This window comes from Aneurinibacillus soli, from assembly GCF_002355375.1.
Taxonomy (GTDB): Bacteria; Bacillota; Bacilli; order Aneurinibacillales; family Aneurinibacillaceae; genus Aneurinibacillus; species Aneurinibacillus soli.
Window position 1 is genome coordinate 2,484,156 of sequence record NZ_AP017312.1, and the last position, 16,301, is coordinate 2,500,456.

Here is a 16,301-nt window from a genome sequence, read left to right on the forward strand (position 1 = left end):
ATTTGGCGTGTGATTTGTCTTTACTTATGATGAACGAAAAAAGTGTCTGGGAGGTATGGATTATGAAAATTTTTGTTGCTGGTGCAACGGGTGTGATTGGGCGTTCCTTGATTCCTTTATTGGTTCAAGCTGGCCATGAAGTCACCGGAATGACGCATCATACATCACACACAAACATGATTGAAGAAATGGGAGCAAAACCACGGGTAGCAGATGCTTTCGATCGGGATGCCATTTTTACTGCACTGCATGAGACTCGTCCTGATGTAGTTATCCATCAACTCACATCGTTACATGCGCAGAGTTCGGCGGATAATGCCAAAATTAGAATCGAGGGAACGCGAAATCTTGTCGATGCTTCACACTCGGTAGGAGTAAGGCGGATGATTGCCCAAAGCATCTCTTGGGCGTATGAACCAGGCGTAGCCCCTGCTACAGAAGAGGTTCCATTGGATTTGGACGCACCTATGCCTCGGCAAACGACCATCGCCGGAATTGTGGCCTTAGAGAAAGCGGTCGCAGAAATTCCTGAATCAGTCATCCTTCGATATGGTACGCTTTACGGACCTGGTACGTGGTATGATGTACATGGAATGATTGCCGAGCAGGTACACAGAAAAGAAATGACAGCGACCGAGGGAGTAAGCTCTTTCCTTCATGTTGAGGATGCTGCAAGAACGGCCTTCCTCGCGCTAGATTGGCCATCTGGTCCAGTGAACATAGTGGATGACGAGCCAGCTTCAGGATCTTTATGGTTACCTGCTTATGCCTCCGCGATCGGCGCACCCGAACCGGCTATCCAAGCCGGGAGCAATCGCGGTGAACGAGGTGCTTCAAACGCTAAGGCACGTACTCATTATGGCTGGACACCGCTTCATCCTACTTGGCGTGAGGGTTTCAAATGTGTACCCTAGATATAAACGTATCTAGGGTATTTTTCAGCTTAGGAGGAATTCGAGTGGAGGAATTGTATTTATCTTTTAAGCCCTATCTAATTTCTATTGCGTACCGGATGCTTGGCTCTTTAACTGATGCTGAAGACATCGTTCACGATACCTTCATTAAATTACAAGGAAGTGACACCCCTCATATTAACAATGTGAAATCCTATTTAAGTAAAATGGTGACAAATCGCTGCATAAATGAGATCAAATCGGTTAGAAAAAAAAGAGAATCATACCTAGGTACTTGGTTACCGGAACCCATTGTGCAGGGACCCTTAGTGGACCCTTCAGAAAAAGTCATCCAGGATGATTCACTCAGTTATGCACTTATTATTTTAATGGAAGAATTGTCTGCAATGGAGCGAGCGGTCTATGTTTTGAAAGAAGCATTCCAATTAGAACATCCAGAAACCGCTAGCATGCTGAATATTACGGAAGTGAATTGCCGTAAAATATTCAGCAGAGCAAAGAAAAAAATAAAAGACCTTTCTGGAGAAAATATGACATCGTATCAGATTCAGGAAGAACATACAGCTAGATTTATCTCTGCCTTATCAAATGGGAGCATTCAAGAAATTACGGATATCTTAGCTGATGACGTAACCTTCGTGGCAGATGGGGGAGGCAAAGTTGTTACCGCCATTAATGAAATCGTGAGCAAGGAACGTGTCTTAGCCTTACTGCATGCGATTGCCACCAAGTTTTTCGCTGGAAAAACAGCACACGTAGTGAGTGTAAACAACCAAAAGGGAATACTCATCGTAAAGGATGGAAAGCCTATAGGGGTATTTAGTTTTGTCTGGAATCCAAATACCCATAAAATCCATCAGTTATTTTATGTTGTAAATCCTGATAAACTCCGACAAATCAATATTTTTCCGTTCTAATAAAGAAGGATATTTCATCTACAGATCAAAAAAAGCCGATTTTCCTTAGTGTTGAACAGGAACTCGGCTTTTTTCATAGGAAAAGTTTTTACACGTATCTCGACTGAACTCCTATAGCGTTTACAGCAGGCGCTTGTTCAACACTATCGGTCCAAACGGCAATATCCCGGCGATAATCGCGCCAAGTGCGCGACCTATTGACCAATTTTGTGATGCTTTTACACTAAGCACAGCGAGAATGTAGAGCATAAACAATACGCCGTGAATCATCCCGATTACGGCCACACCCTGTGAAATATTCATCACGTATTTCAGCGGCATGGCTACGAAAAGTAAAAGCAAGAACGAAATCCCTTCTATAAGCCCAATCATGCGTAAACGGGCAATGGGATCATTCATCACGATAAATCAGCTCCTTTTGGTTATACACTATGTTTCTTTTTCGATTATAAACTGAACTGAGCATAAATAACATGAAAACATGTGCTGTTCATAATACTGACACTTTATGATTTTCTCTTTGGTTTGAATTACGCTGCAGCCATTCATAAATAACAGGAATGACAAGGAAGCTATTGCATGAGTACACCGATTAAGGCCGCCAGGTATTAAATTGGCCATTGGTGAATCCTCGCCAGTAAAAGTTAGGTGCTCCTTAACAAATTCAATCCGTATAGTTCATTATGACAAGCAGAGGGGGATTGACATTTCAAGCAGTTTTCTTAATTCTCAAGAATGCTTGCCGACCATGAATTTGTGAATAACGAAGGGAGCAAAAATATATTTTAAATATTCCTTTACAGGAATATTCCTGATGATGTATATTTAAGGCATGAATTCGACATGGAGTGCTCTGGCTGAGCCAAATCGGCTGCGTATTGTTGAACTGCTACGTCAAGGCCCCCTTTCCGTAGGGGAAGTAGCCGATCGTCTTGGCTTCAATCAGCCGCAGGCATCGAAGCATCTTCGCGTGTTATGCGATGCTGGGCTTGTTGAAGTGCAAGCGGTCGCCAATCGTCGAATCTATAAGCTCCGACCCCAGCCGTTCATGGAGATTGATAACTGGTTAGAGTCCTATCGCCATCTCTGGGAGGAGAGATTCGACCGATTAGATGCTTATCTGCAGGACTTGCAAAGAAAGGGAGTGAACGATGATCAGAAGCAGTAATCCTGCTAGGAGTGTTTAGTCACAAATAATAAAAATGAGGAAAGGTCAATATCATGGCAAATTTCACATTGCCCGGCAATACGGATGTCATTTAAATACCAATGAATATTCCAGGAGGAATGAACATGTCCAAAACCATCGAATTAGTGATTACACATACTTTTAATGCACCGAGAGAGCTTGTATTCCAAGCGTTTACACAAGCGGAGCACCTTAAACATTGGTGGGGCCCGAAGGACTGGACGCTGAATGTTTCCAAGCTGGATGTCCGTCCGGGCGGTATTTTTCATTACAGCCAACAATCTGCTGACGGGCACGTCATGTGGGGCAAGTTCGTTTACCGCGAAATTTCTGCGCCTGAGAAAATGGTATATACCAATTCTTTTTCCGACGAAGAAGGCAATACGATCCGGGCGCCGTTCAGTCAGACATGGCCACTGGAAATTTTGAACACCCTGACTTTCACAGAGCAGGACGGCAAGACGACGCTCACCATGCACGGGATGCCTCTTTCTGCGACAGATGAGGAGCTACAAACGTTCGAGTCTATGCATGATAACATGCAAAAAGGCTTCGCCGGAACCTTCGACCAATTGGCAGAATACCTAGCATCGAAGGTGTAAATCCGATATTCGGCGGAATGGCCGCCAGTGTTTGAACATAGCTATTACGAAAACCGGATTCCCTTATAGGAGTCCGGTTTTTTCATGCAACGCATTGCAATTACGGGATGAAAACAGAAGATTTGATTAAAAAGCTAAGAAGTTTGGTAAAAGACAATAAAATTTATTTATGGTGGGATTAAGGAGTGATAATCCTAAAAAAGAAAAAGACACCCATAAAGGATGCCAGTGGAAAGTGGTGGTGATAACACATGGCTACATTATAATACGGTAAGTAGAATAGATAAATGACTTGACCGGATTCTTCATGTAAACGATACGATTACTATATAAAATTAACATTTAGGTGGTGCAGCATAACGTTGTGCTCTCATGCAAGCGAATTTCAGAGAAGTAAGGGTACATATTGGGGTTGCCTATAATGAGATGGTAGAGTAGGAAGGAGTTAGTTACTCCTTCCTACTCACCATTCAATTTTTAGCATGTTTTGTTATCGGTTACCTTTATAAATGACCTTTCTTTTCTTTTTATTGACTTACTTTGCAACCATTCATAAATAATTGGAATCACCATAAAACTGTTAAGCGTTGATGTAATCATTCCCCCAATCACTACAATTCCAAGTGTCTGAGAAATAACGGTATCTGTGCTGTGTGTGAATGCTAATGGCAAAAGAGCTAAAATAGTTGTTCCAGCCGTCATGAAAATCGGGCGCACCCGGGACAAGCTACCTTGAATAATGGCGCTCCTCATTTCCATGCCTTCCAGTCGATTTCGCTCAATCTTATCGATCATAACGATACCATTAGTAACTACAATTCCAATAAGCATAAGTACACCGACTAAGGCAGCTAAGTTCCATTCTCCACCAAAAAGAATCAGACTTAGTACAACCCCACTTACTGCCATTGGAATGCTTAACAAGACCGCCAATGGTGCTTTCCAGCCTTTAAAGACAGCACTTGTAATGAGCAGGACCAACAGTACGGAGAAGGCTAATGCAATCGACATATCGATCACCATTTGTTTCACCTGCTCGGAGATTCCACCTAACGAAAACGACACACCTTTTGGTAAGGACGTATGATCAAGCGTCTGCTGTACTTTACTTGATACACCGCTCATATCGTTAGATGTAATTTGCGCGGTCACAGCCGCATATGGTTGTCCGTCGCGTTCCTGAATAGAAGAAGGCGTATGATCCTCTGAAATAACTGCCAGCTGATCCAGGCGAATTTTTTGTCCATTTTTTGCAGTAAAGGTCTCGGCAGCTAGTAAAGACATAAGTTTTGCTGGATCATTTTGCTTTGCAGTTACTTCGCTACCTTTTTCCTGCAGCTGTTCAAGATACATATCACCAGGAATGGAGTAAGAGCTGGTCGTAATCGAAAAATCTTTTGGCTGCGTGAAATAACCAGATAGTACACGTGTAATATCATCCAGTTTTACTCCAGCCTGCTTAATTTTGTTTTGGTTTAGTATCACCGTATATTGCGGCGTTCCATTTGTGAGGTCTACTTTCCCGTCTACGCTTAGCCCTGAAATGTCAGCTAATGCAGTTCGAACTTTTTGGGCTGCATCATCCACAGATTTTTGATTCGGGCCTGTAAGCATCACTTTTAATTGTGAATCATCCCCGGAAATGTTTTGGTTCGTAACGGTATATACCGCTTTATTTGAGAGTGACGAAAGGGACGTTTGTAGGCTTGGGATAAAAGAATTCAGCTGATTTTTATCCTTCAGCGCTACAGATAGATTCGCAACATTTGGCTGCTGAATAAATCCGCCGCCCTCATCGAACACATCGTCACTTTGCGGTGCAAAGCTTGAGCCAAAGGCAGCCGAAAAGGCAGCCACATTTGGATTTGCTCGCAGAATACTCTCAACCTTTTTAACTTCCGTATCGACTTGAGACAGTGAACTTCCTTTCGGCAATTCAACTTTAACCGCCACCTGACCTGATTTTGCGCTTGGCAAGAAGTTGACAGGCAAGAAAGCAGAATAAATGCCAGCACCGACAAAGAGTACGATAGAAGTAAGAATAACCCACCGCTTGTTCGTAAAGGCGAACTGCAGAACAGGCTTCATTTTTGATTCAACTGTTACGGATTCGGCGTGTAGTCCTTTCCATCCCATAAAGAAAAAGGATGGGATCACCAGCATCGCGACAAAGAAAGAAACGACTAATGCTGTTACAACAGACCAGGCAAAGCCGGAAAACGAAGCGCTGACAATGCCGCCTACCATTGCGATTGGGACATACACGGCAATCGTGGTAGCTGTGGAAGCAAAAATAGCAGGCAGCATCTCAGACACAGCGGAAGCCGTAGTATGAAGCAAAGAGGCTCCCTTTGATTCCTGTATTCTTCGGTAAATGTTATCTAAAATGACAATCGAATCGTCCACAATGCGACCCATGGCAACAATCAAACCGGACACGGTTAAGATGTTAAGAGTAATGCCCAGCCACTTAAGAACCGCTGTTGTTGCTAGCAGAGAAATCGGCAGAGACACTGCAATCAACAGAGTAGAGCGTACGTTTCGGAAAAAGAAGAAAACACATAGCATGGAAAATAGACATCCAAGCAAGCCCTCACGCACAAGTCCCTTTAATGAAGCATTTAATTCATGTGCCCGATCCAGCATAAGCGTAAGGGATACGTCACCTTTTTGAATAGCGGGGATTTGGGCGATTCGTTGTTGCACACGCTCTGAAACATCTGTAATGTTTGCAGAAGGTGTTTTCAGCACATTAAGCAACACACTCGGTTTTCCATTCGTTCTGGAAATGGTTTTTACATCAGTCAGGGAATGAGACACATCTGCAACGGCAGATAAAGGTACACTTTTTCCCTGTTTATTTTTAAGCGAGATGTCTTTAATTTGCTGGTCGCTCCAGTTTAACCCCTCAATCCGAATGGGGATGGACACTTTCCCGTTCGGAATCTTACCAGATGACCAGGATGGCATAGCAGATGTGAGGGATTTGTTTACATCATCCACAGTCAGTCCATTTTTCTGTAAATCCTTCATACGAACTGTGATGACATAGCCATCATTCGCTGCTCCTACAGCTTGTACGTCCGCAACACCGGGAACAGATTTTAACTGTTTTGTGATACTGGCCTGAACAGTGGAGCGCAGTGCGTTTCCATCCATATGGTCGCTAGATAGACTATAACTTAAAATGGGAAATGAGTTCGTCGTAACCCGTGTAACTGTAGGTGTTTGTTTAACATCGCTTGGTAAATCGACATTCGCCAACGACTGTTTAACCTCATTTTCCGCAAGCTTCATATCAAAATCCATTGGGAAATACAGGCTCATCAGCAAACCACCATCGTACGAAGTGGTTTCGATATGTGTAAGTCCATCTGCTGTACGAACAGCATCTGTTACCTTGTCGGTAACGGTTTGTTTGATTTGATCAGTCTGATAAGATGGCACGCGTAGAGAAACGAGCAACGTTGTATTATTGATGCTTGGCAGATAGTCACGCTGCATTTGGAATGCTGAAATCCCGCCCCATGCGACAATGAGCACAATGCAAACTAAGAGAAGCACGGCTCTTTGCATGGAGGCTTCAATTATTTTCTTCATGTTTTTCCTCCCCATTCTTGGTTTAACCATAATGAAAAGACTAAGACGTTGGCTAAAAAGTTCAGGAGGATTAAAAAATTTCCGGATTGCAGACTTAGAAGATCACGAAGTAAATTTATTTTTTAAATGTAATTCAAGTCACAGATACTAACCTTTCCTAAGAATATAATCAAATATATCTTAATGGCTGATGAAAGGTAGGAATGAATGATTATGAAAAAGAAGCTTATTGGTGGAATGATGGCAGTGGCTATGGTGTTTTCTGGGGCAGGAGCGGTATCTGCTGCTGGTGTCAATAATATGAATAGTATTGATTTAAATAGCATAGATTTGGAGACAGCTTTAATGCAGGTGCAATCGCAACGAGCGCAATTATTAGACACTCAACTCAAAAACAAACTTGAAGAAGTTCAGAAAAGAAATGCGCAGATCACTCAGTTAAATGAGCAACTAAAAGAGCTAAGAAATAATTTATCTAGCACAACAGATGAAAAGCAAAGAGAAGAATTGCAGAAACAAATTGAAAAAGTGAAAAGTCAAATTGACTCTCTAAGCAGTACGCAACAAATGGATATGCTACGTCTCCAAAGTATGTCAAACAAGCGAAATGAAGCATTTGACGTGATGACGAATTTCATCAAAAAGATGCAGGATAGTAGAAGTTCAATCATTGGTAATATGCGATAAGAAAAAGAGAGTAGGGGTAGTCAGCAATGGCTACCCCTACTCTCTTATACACTAATCTTTAAATTACAAATAAAGGAGTGTATTGTAAGATGTAGTAATGGAAAGAACGAGAATGAAATGGAACAATTATATACGATTTATATCGATGGAGGTTCTCTAATGCTTATTAAGAAAATACCAAAAGAACTTAAAGAGGGCATTATCAGTAACATTCAGCAGTATTTTAGTGAAGAAAGAGACGAGCCTATAGGTAACTTGGCAGCTGAACAATTACTTGATTTTATAATGAATCAAACAGCGCCCATTATTTATAACCAGGCATTAAACGATGCCCGAACTGTCATTCAACAACAATTCACTTCTCTAGAGGAAGAAATATACGCTTTGCATGCGAAAATGTAAATCAAAAAGACGTACTCACTCAGAGGCGTCTTTTTGATTTACGATAACCTGGTCTATTTCGTTATTTCTTTATTCCTAGCTTGATAAGGAAAAAAGAATACATTTGTTGACTTTTGGAGAAAACAAGTTATAATCAAGGTTGTAACATATATAAAATGATTATAAATAAGTATTCATTATATTTTATGGAGGCGAATTAGTAATGAAAACAATGGAAAACGTATTAAATCAACAAATTGCAAATTGGACTGTACTTTATGTAAAGCTGCACAACTATCATTGGTACGTAAAAGGAAATCAGTTTTTCACACTGCATGCAAAATTTGAAGAGTTTTATAATGAAGCCTCCCTGCATATTGACGAGCTGGCTGAGCGTTTACTTGCATTAAAGGGACAGCCAGTAGCAACGATGAAAGCATGTCTGGCGCTCGCCTCTATCCAAGAAGCGACAAATGAAGAAAATGCACAGCAAATGGTACAAATTCTTATCGATGATTTTGAACAAATGAACAAAGAATTGAAAGAAGGTATGGAGCTAGCGGATGAGAAAAATGATGAAGTGACAGGGGATATGTTACTTGCGATTCATTCTTCCCTAGAAAAGCACATCTGGATGTTGACTTCTTTCCTTGGATAAGTAAGTGAAGCGAGAGGTTTAGTACCCTCGCTTTTTTTCATTTAATGAATAATATGGAAGTGAATTTACCTATAAGGGGTCTCGTCACATGCCTATCAAGCTAAGATTTTCCGGTATCCCTAAAATGAAAAAAACACTATTCTTTCTCTAACAACGAAATAAAGGATAGTGTTTTTATATTGGCTTCTGCCCAAAAGTAAAAGGGACATCACCGGCTTTTTAATCAAATGTATGGGCTTCTTCATTTCGACTCTTTTCGTTTCGATACCCATGTAGTTACATAAATCATTAGCAGTGTAGGTACGATTGTCCATATACTAACAAAAATAAAAAGCCATAGGCTGTTTTGATGTTTTCCATAAAATTTGCTCCCTGGCAAAAAAACGAGCAGAAACAATGTCCATATAACGGATGCGATGTTCAAGTACATGAATGGTTTCATTTTCATCACCTGAATAGTAACTATTCTCCAAAAAACTGATTCTTATTCGGTTGTCAGATATGTTTTAAAAAAACACTCTAGGAAAAAATGAAAACAGTAATTCCTTACCAGGGGCGGTGAACATGAACGCAAGATGAACAATGTTAACAGAACAATCATCCAAACCGACATGCAAGCAAGCATTGATGCGATCAAGGCGAATTTATGCGACACGGAAGATTTGATTATAAAAAAAATCCAGATTGAGAACAACGAGGGTATCGGAATCTTGTATCTGGGAAGTATTGCCGATCCGACCGACTTGTTAACGAAGCTGGTAGCGCTTCCTGAAGTAAAGAAGCAGCTTGAAATACGAGCAAAAAACAGAGTGGGTTCCATCGAAGAAGCGGTTGAAGAATTGATCACGGGGTGTACGATTTTTCTTTTGGAAAATGCAACTGAGGCGCTGTCTGTGGATACGGTTTCGGTCAACACGAGATCTGTTACAGAACCGGATAGCGAAGTAACAATAAAAGGACCGCATGACGGTTTTAACGAGTCGCTAGGTAACAACATCGCTTTGATTCGCTTTCACTGTCCTTCTTCAAGACTCAAGGTGGAATTTAAGAAGCTTGGCAGCTATACGAAGAATACGATTGCTATTTTATCCATTCAAGGCATTGTCAACGATAAAATCTTGCAGGAAGTGCATAACCGTATTTCTACTGTCCCTTTTGAAGAAATATTGGATGTCAATTATTTGGAGGAATGGTTAACGGACAACAAGTTTACCATATTTCCTTTGATGGAAACTTCGGAGCGGCCGGATCGAGTGACGGGAGCGCTTTTGGAAGGAAGAGTCGTTATCATGCTGAATGCGGTGCCAGGGGCATTGATCGTCCCCTTCGTATTTTTTCAATCGCTTCAGGTGAGTGAAGATTATTACTGGCCCTATTACATCTCTTCCATTCTAAGGCTGATCCGATTATTTTGCGTCTTTGTCACCCTGTTCTTACCCGCTTTCTATATCGCGACGGTAACCTACCACCATGAATTTTTGCCGACCTCATTCTTAATGAGTATGGTCCAAGGAAGGGAACCCGTCCCCTATCCAACGATCATCGAAGTCTTAATGATGGAAGGGATATTCGAGATTTTACGGGAGGCGGGGATTCGTTTGCCGAGACAAGTCGGTTCTGCCGTCAGTATCGTGGGAGGCCTTGTTCTGGGACAAGCAGCGGTACAGGCGGGCATTGTCTCTCCAGCGACGGTGATTCTTGTTGCCTTTACAGGTATTTGCTCTTTTACGCTGCCTGCCACCAGCACCGCTTATGCCATTCGTTTTTTACGATTCCTTGTAATCTTGTTGGCTGGAGCTTTAGGATATGTCGGCTTGATGGCCGGTACCATTTTTCTGTTCACACACTTGACTTCGTTGCGTTCCTTCGGGGTACCTTATCTTTCGCCTCTGGCCCCCTTCAATCTGTTCGACAGCACGGATACGTTTATTCGTCGCCCGCTGCCGCTCAACAAAAAACGCCCGTCACTTTTTCGAACGAAAGACTTGATTCGTTTTCGCAAAAAGTAGTACCGAAACTGTGCAGAAGGTGGTTAGGCATGCAAAAAGAGATCATTTCCAATCGTCAGTTCATGGCGCTATTCGCCGTTGTATCCTTTGCCACGACTATTCTGTATGTTCCACAGGTAGTTACGAGTATGGTCGACAGAGATGGCTGGTTTCTTATATTGATTTCCGGTATTTTCGGGACGATAAACATGATGCTGTTTGTTATTTTGGAAAAACTTTATCCCGGGAAAAATTTACTTCAAGTTAATCGCCTTGTACTTGGGCGTTTTGTTGGAGGAATTGTAAACTTTGCTTTTATTTTTTATTTTATTGATTTATGTACATGGACGATGCGCGAGTTTGCTGATTTTTTTCTTATTACAATAGAACCGACAACCCCCATTTCTGTATATTTGATTGTTGCCATTGTTTTGTCGGCACATATCGTTTTCCATGGAGTGGAAGTACTTGCACGGGTAAACGAAGTTGCTTTTTTCCTCATTTTTTTTGCGTATTTGCTGCTTTGCCTGCTTCTAGTGAATCAATACCATCTTGAATATTTACGGCCCGTTTTGGAGAATGGGGTTTGGAAGCCGTTTACATATTGGGAAATGCCGACGTCTTTTTTTGGAGACGCTTTTGTTGTCTGCATGTTTTTCAACTACGTCCGGAAAACAAAACATACGCCTATGTACGTGCTTGCGGGAATGCTTTTATCTACGATTCTTTTATGCACAGTCGTATTCGTTTCGATTATGACGTTGGGAGCCAAAACATCCAGTATGTTTACGTATCCAACCTTAACGTTGATTCGAAATATCAATATTGCCAAGCTGTTGGATCGGATCGATATTTTTGTCGTCACGATTTGGATGCTTGGAGCTTTTATCAAGTTCTCCAGCTATTTCATGGCTAGCGTATATGGTCTTTCAGAGGTGCTCCGCATTAAAAAACGCGGTTGGATCATTCTGCCGGTCGCTCTCTGTATGCTGGTTCATGCGAAATTCAAAGTATCTAGCTTGGTACAGCTAGTGAACGTCTACAATGATGCTCCGTGGTATTTTCAAACGTTTCAATTGTACCTTCCTTCCGCAGTACTCGTTGTTGCCATACTTGTCCGTAAGCTCGGGGGCAAACCATTGTGAAGCGAGGAGAGAATCATGTATAAGCAGATCGTTTTATTGATTTGTTTCGTACCGATGCTAACCGGTTGTTGGGGCAGGGAGGAGTTGAATGAAGTAGCCGTCATTCAAACTGTAGCGATTGATAAAGAAGGTAAGGACAACATCCGTATCACGATTGAAATATCTGGCGTGGCTTCAAAGGGTCAGACACCCACCGGACTTAGCGCAAAGCCTATTTATCTGACGGAAACCGGGAAAAGTATTTTTGAAGTTGCCAGGAAGATGAGTAATAAAACGACGAGAACACTGTTTTGGGGGCACGTTAGCAGTATTGTGTTCAGCAAGGAAATGGCAAAGAGCGGATTAAAGAAACATTTTGATATCCTCACACGTTTACGTCAATTCCGAAACTTGACCAATATATTTATTATGGATGGCAACGCAAGTGACATATTTAAAGTCACCTTTCCGCAAGAATCTCTAACCTCTTCCGGGCTTAATGGCCTGCTGAAGGCTCAAAATAGTGAGGCAAGTACGAAAAAAGTCACTTTGATGCAGGTATTTCAGACGCTGACCAATGATTACAATGATTTGGCCATACCTTCGCTGCATGTGTACAAGAATCCTCAAACACAAAAATTAAACCTGCGCGTGGGGGGCATGTATGTCTTTGCTAAAGACAAACAGATTGCTTACATGGATGCAGAAAAAACCAAGTCGTATCTTCGAGCGATCAATGAAGGGAAAGAGACAGTAGAAATTCTTCCTCTAGGGAAAAAATCCAGGTATGTATCTTTTGAAAACGTGCGTAATTCTGCGAACGTTATGACGCTACTGCAAAATGGCATGCCGTCAGTCACGATCGAACTGAACGCCAAGTTTGACGTGACGGAAGTACAAAAAGAGATGCAGATCAGCCCCGAACAAATTGAAAAATGGGAGAATCAGTTAAACGCATTGTTAAGCAAGCAGATGGAAGCGTTTATTTCTTATACGAAAAAAAATAAGGTTGATCTAATCGGAATTAAGGAAATGGTTCATCGAAAGTATCCCAAGCAGTGGAAAGAACTCAAAAAGGATTGGTACAAAATTTATCCTGACATCCCATTTCAAATTGTGGTTAAAAGCAAAATTGAACATAATTTCTTACATTTGTAGCTTGAAGACTCTCGAACCGTAAAAGATGTGCAAATTAATCAAGTCTGTACGGTCTTGTCATGAGACTGTACAGACTTGATCAGGAGAGGGAATTCCCTTTTTTAGTTAAGTGAGACGATCTTAGGTTCTCCAATCTTTCGGCTTTATATTTTTATTCATCCATTCCTTTGGTGGTACTTGGTATGGGGTGGTTGCGATTAAATGATTATCGTGCCATCTTGCTGCTCTGGAACGAACCATTTCATCGAGTAGGATATGAACAAATTCTTCCGGCTGAAGCTGGAAAGAGTAGCGGGCAAAATCTTGGAACCAACCACACTTTAATAAGTAGTTATTGATTTCTTCTTTTGCCAAACCGTTTTTAATGATTAATGCGTATGCAAAAATCCTTTTACAGGCATGCCATGAAATTTTTTCTGGTGTTCTAAGCCACTTTTCAAACCGTTCCCTTGCTGCATCAATCGCAGCCAGAGGATTCGCCATTTGAGGACCATGTCCTGCGTAAGCCTGTTTAATCGGGAGCGCTGATAGCCGATCTAAACTTTCTATCGATCGTTGAAGGGATGCAACGCCCTCCCGAAAGATATTGATCCATCCGATATCATTTTTGTAAAAGAGATCTCCGCAAATTAATATCTCCTCATCAGGTTCATATAAAGATATATGGCCTAACGTATGTCCCGGTGTGTGCAAGACCTTTAAGGTTCGGCTTCCTGTAATTATCTCATCGTTATCTGAGAGACTCATATCGACTCGGTAAGGTTCTACAGGCTGATCTAACCACTCTGCACTACAAGCTTCGGGGTCACAAGCATTAATTAAATCGGCTTCCCATTTATGAGCAGCAATCATAACACCATAATTTTTTTGAAGATGAAAATTGCCTCCTACATGGTCACTATGATAATGCGTGTTCACAATAAGGTGTAATTCCTCTGGTGAAGTGCCTACTTCTTTAATTAATTGCTCTGTATCTTTCGCATCACTCCCAAAACCGGTATCAATCAGGATCGGGAGCTGATCCTGAATAAGAATCATGTTTGCACTTGGAAATTTTCTCTCAAAGAAAATGATACGGGATTTTTGCATAAATACCTCCTTAAAATCAATAAATAAACAATTATGAGTGAACGGTCAGTCAACTATATTATAAACAATTAACAGAATAGTGTAAATAAATCAGCTTTTTTGTAAAAAGTGTTAGTACGCTACCCGGTGCAGTTGAGTATAAAACCAAAATGCGATATATTGGTTTTATGAAAAATAACATAATAAAACCAATTAAACGATTATCCTTTCGAGATGAGGTATACCAAAACTTAAAACAAGCTATTATTACCTTACAATTACAGCCAGAACAACGTTTACATGACAAGGAGTTAGCTGAACAATTCGGCATTAGTCGTACTCCTGTTAGAGAAGCTCTGAAGCGATTAGAAGATGAAGGGCTTGTCGAATCCATTCCAGGATCAGCGACTCGGGTAGCGCCATTAAAATTAGAGGAGGCGAGACATGCCGTTACCGTTGTAGCCGTTCTGCACGCGCTAGCTACCCGCTTAGCCGTTCCGTTACTCGAGCATTCTGATATGGAAGAGTTGGAGTTTAGTACGAAAACGTTACAGCTTTCAATTGAAAAAAAGGACATTATAAAGGCAATTGAAGCAGATGAAGCTTTTCATAATGTTTTTTTAGATGTAGCGGGAAATCCTGAAATCATACATGCTTTAGAACGCGTTGTCCCTAAAATTCAACGTCTAGAAATCTCGCAATTTACTTCTATAAAAGGTTTGAAGTCAGTAGAACAACACCAACAGATTATAACCGCCTGTAAAAATAAGGATTGCGAATTAGCTGCCCGCCTTATCGAAAACAACTGGTTGAGTCTTGGAGAATTACTGACTCTACAAACGGATTGAGGTGAGGCTATTGAAACCGATCTTTCTAGGGATTTGTGCTGCGTTCTTCTTTGCTTTTACATTCATTCTTAATCGGACAATGGAATTGTCAGGTGGAAGCTGGATATGGAGTGCTTCGTTACGTTATATCTTTATGGTTCCTTTTCTATTACTCATTGTGATAGCGAGAAAAAATCTTCAGCCCCTCTTAACAGCCATGAGAAAACAAATAGGAATGTGGATGGTATGGAGTTTTGTAGGCTTTGGATTATTTTATGCGCCTTTATGCTTTGCTGCTGCTTATTCGCCGGGCTGGCTCATTGCCGGAACGTGGCAGATTACGATTATTTCCGGCTCTTTACTTGCTCCACTTTTTTCAAGAACGATCGAGACAGCGACCGGATTGGTAAAAGTAAGAGGGAAAATACCTTTTATGAGTGTACTGATGTCACTGCCCATTCTAGTAGGCATTATTTTAATGCAGATGGAGCAGGCAACCGATATCCCTCTACAAGATTTACTAGTAGGTATACTAGCTGTATTAATTGCTTCATTTGCGTATCCATTGGGGAATCGTAAAATGATGGACATATGCGGAGAGCGTTTAGATGCTTATCAACGTGTATTAGGGATGACCTTGGCCAGTTTGCCATTCTGGTTTTTTCTTTCGCTGTATGGGATTTACACTGTCGGCATGCCAAGTCAAGAACAAGTGGTTCAATCAGCCCTGGTTGCTGTGTTTTCAGGAGTAATCGCCACCGTTTTGTTTTTTACGGCAACCGATATGGTGAGAGGAAACATGCAGAAGCTCGCTTCCGTGGAAGCAACTCAATCCATGGAGGTAATTTTTGCATTATTAGGAGAATTGCTATTTTTATCAACTGCGATTCCATCTCCACTATCGTGGGGAGGGATCGGCATTGTAATTGTTGGAATGATTTTTCATAGTTACGTTTCGCATAAATACGTTCCTAGCTTACCAGCCACAAGCTCCAACATGAAAATGTAAGTTGCAATTATGTAGTTACGAACCACGTTGACATTCAAGAGGTCACGTCACGAAAAGGAAAAATCGTACGCTAACGGGCAGGTACGGTAGTTGAACGAACCAAGGAGCAGCTTACCAGTGGTAGCTGCTCCTTGATTTTATTAAAACAATGATAGGTTACTGAATACCCGTTCTACTTC

At 41.4% G+C, this 16,301-nt stretch carries 15 protein-coding genes; 12 read left to right on the forward strand and 3 right to left on the reverse strand.

Features of this window, described 5'->3' with window-relative positions; translation table 11 throughout:
- Positions 1-62: 62 nt before the first annotated feature.
- A complete protein-coding gene (locus CB4_RS12590) occupies positions 63-914 on the forward strand; it encodes an NAD-dependent epimerase/dehydratase family protein (protein WP_096466140.1) in 852 nt (283 codons plus the stop codon).
- A 44-nt stretch (positions 915-958) separates the two neighbouring features.
- On the forward strand, positions 959-1,831 hold the full coding sequence (gene sigJ / locus CB4_RS12595; RefSeq protein ID WP_157737969.1) for an RNA polymerase sigma factor SigJ: 873 nt from the start codon (positions 959-961) through the stop codon (positions 1,829-1,831).
- A 120-nt stretch (positions 1,832-1,951) separates the two neighbouring features.
- Here sigJ and CB4_RS12600 read toward each other — a convergent pair whose 3' ends face one another.
- Positions 1,952-2,233: a DUF3817 domain-containing protein gene (locus CB4_RS12600; protein WP_197703120.1), complete on the reverse strand. Its 282-nt coding sequence runs from the start codon at positions 2,231-2,233 to the stop codon at positions 1,952-1,954.
- Between the two features lie 430 nt (positions 2,234-2,663).
- Between CB4_RS12600 and CB4_RS12605 the strand changes: the two genes are divergently transcribed.
- Positions 2,664-2,999, forward strand: a complete 336-nt coding sequence (locus tag CB4_RS12605; protein ID WP_096466143.1) for an ArsR/SmtB family transcription factor — start codon at positions 2,664-2,666, stop codon at positions 2,997-2,999.
- A gap of 125 nt (positions 3,000-3,124) precedes the next feature.
- On the forward strand, positions 3,125-3,622 hold the full coding sequence (locus CB4_RS12610; protein ID WP_096466144.1) for an SRPBCC domain-containing protein: 498 nt from the start codon (positions 3,125-3,127) through the stop codon (positions 3,620-3,622).
- A 477-nt stretch (positions 3,623-4,099) separates the two neighbouring features.
- On the opposite strand, the gene CB4_RS12615 is transcribed toward CB4_RS12610, so the two are convergent.
- Positions 4,100-7,222: an efflux RND transporter permease subunit gene (locus CB4_RS12615; RefSeq protein WP_096466145.1), complete on the reverse strand. Its 3,123-nt coding sequence runs from the start codon at positions 7,220-7,222 to the stop codon at positions 4,100-4,102.
- A gap of 213 nt (positions 7,223-7,435) precedes the next feature.
- Here CB4_RS12615 and CB4_RS12620 point away from each other — a divergent pair, with 213 nt between their 5' ends.
- The 6 genes from CB4_RS12620 to CB4_RS12650 all read left to right on the forward strand — a co-directional run bounded on the left by CB4_RS12620 (position 7,436) and on the right by CB4_RS12650 (position 13,218).
- Entirely contained in the window at positions 7,436-7,909 is a 474-nt protein-coding gene (locus CB4_RS12620; protein WP_096467732.1) for a hypothetical protein, read from the forward strand.
- A gap of 159 nt (positions 7,910-8,068) precedes the next feature.
- Positions 8,069-8,311, forward strand: coding sequence for a DUF2164 domain-containing protein (locus tag CB4_RS12625; protein ID WP_096466146.1), 243 nt, complete (start codon positions 8,069-8,071; stop codon positions 8,309-8,311).
- Positions 8,312-8,513: 202 nt separating this feature from the next.
- Positions 8,514-8,948: a Dps family protein gene (locus CB4_RS12630; protein ID WP_096466147.1), complete on the forward strand. Its 435-nt coding sequence runs from the start codon at positions 8,514-8,516 to the stop codon at positions 8,946-8,948.
- A 575-nt stretch (positions 8,949-9,523) separates the two neighbouring features.
- Positions 9,524-10,957 carry a spore germination protein gene (locus CB4_RS12640; protein ID WP_096466149.1) on the forward strand — a complete coding sequence of 478 codons (1,434 nt, stop codon included), beginning with the start codon at positions 9,524-9,526 and terminating at the stop codon, positions 10,955-10,957.
- A gap of 29 nt (positions 10,958-10,986) precedes the next feature.
- A complete protein-coding gene (locus tag CB4_RS12645) occupies positions 10,987-12,081 on the forward strand; it encodes a GerAB/ArcD/ProY family transporter (protein WP_096466150.1) in 1,095 nt (364 codons plus the stop codon).
- 15 nt (positions 12,082-12,096) lie between these two features.
- A complete protein-coding gene (locus tag CB4_RS12650; protein ID WP_096466151.1) occupies positions 12,097-13,218 on the forward strand; it encodes a Ger(x)C family spore germination protein in 1,122 nt (373 codons plus the stop codon).
- A 120-nt stretch (positions 13,219-13,338) separates the two neighbouring features.
- Here CB4_RS12650 and CB4_RS12655 read toward each other — a convergent pair whose 3' ends face one another.
- On the reverse strand, positions 13,339-14,307 hold the full coding sequence (locus CB4_RS12655) for an MBL fold metallo-hydrolase (protein WP_096466152.1): 969 nt from the start codon (positions 14,305-14,307) through the stop codon (positions 13,339-13,341).
- 167 nt (positions 14,308-14,474) lie between these two features.
- Between CB4_RS12655 and CB4_RS12660 the strand changes: the two genes are divergently transcribed.
- A complete protein-coding gene (locus tag CB4_RS12660; RefSeq protein WP_096467733.1) occupies positions 14,475-15,134 on the forward strand; it encodes a GntR family transcriptional regulator in 660 nt (219 codons plus the stop codon).
- A gap of 10 nt (positions 15,135-15,144) precedes the next feature.
- A complete protein-coding gene (locus CB4_RS12665) occupies positions 15,145-16,122 on the forward strand; it encodes a DMT family transporter (protein ID WP_231955995.1) in 978 nt (325 codons plus the stop codon).
- Positions 16,123-16,301: the final 179 nt, after the last annotated feature.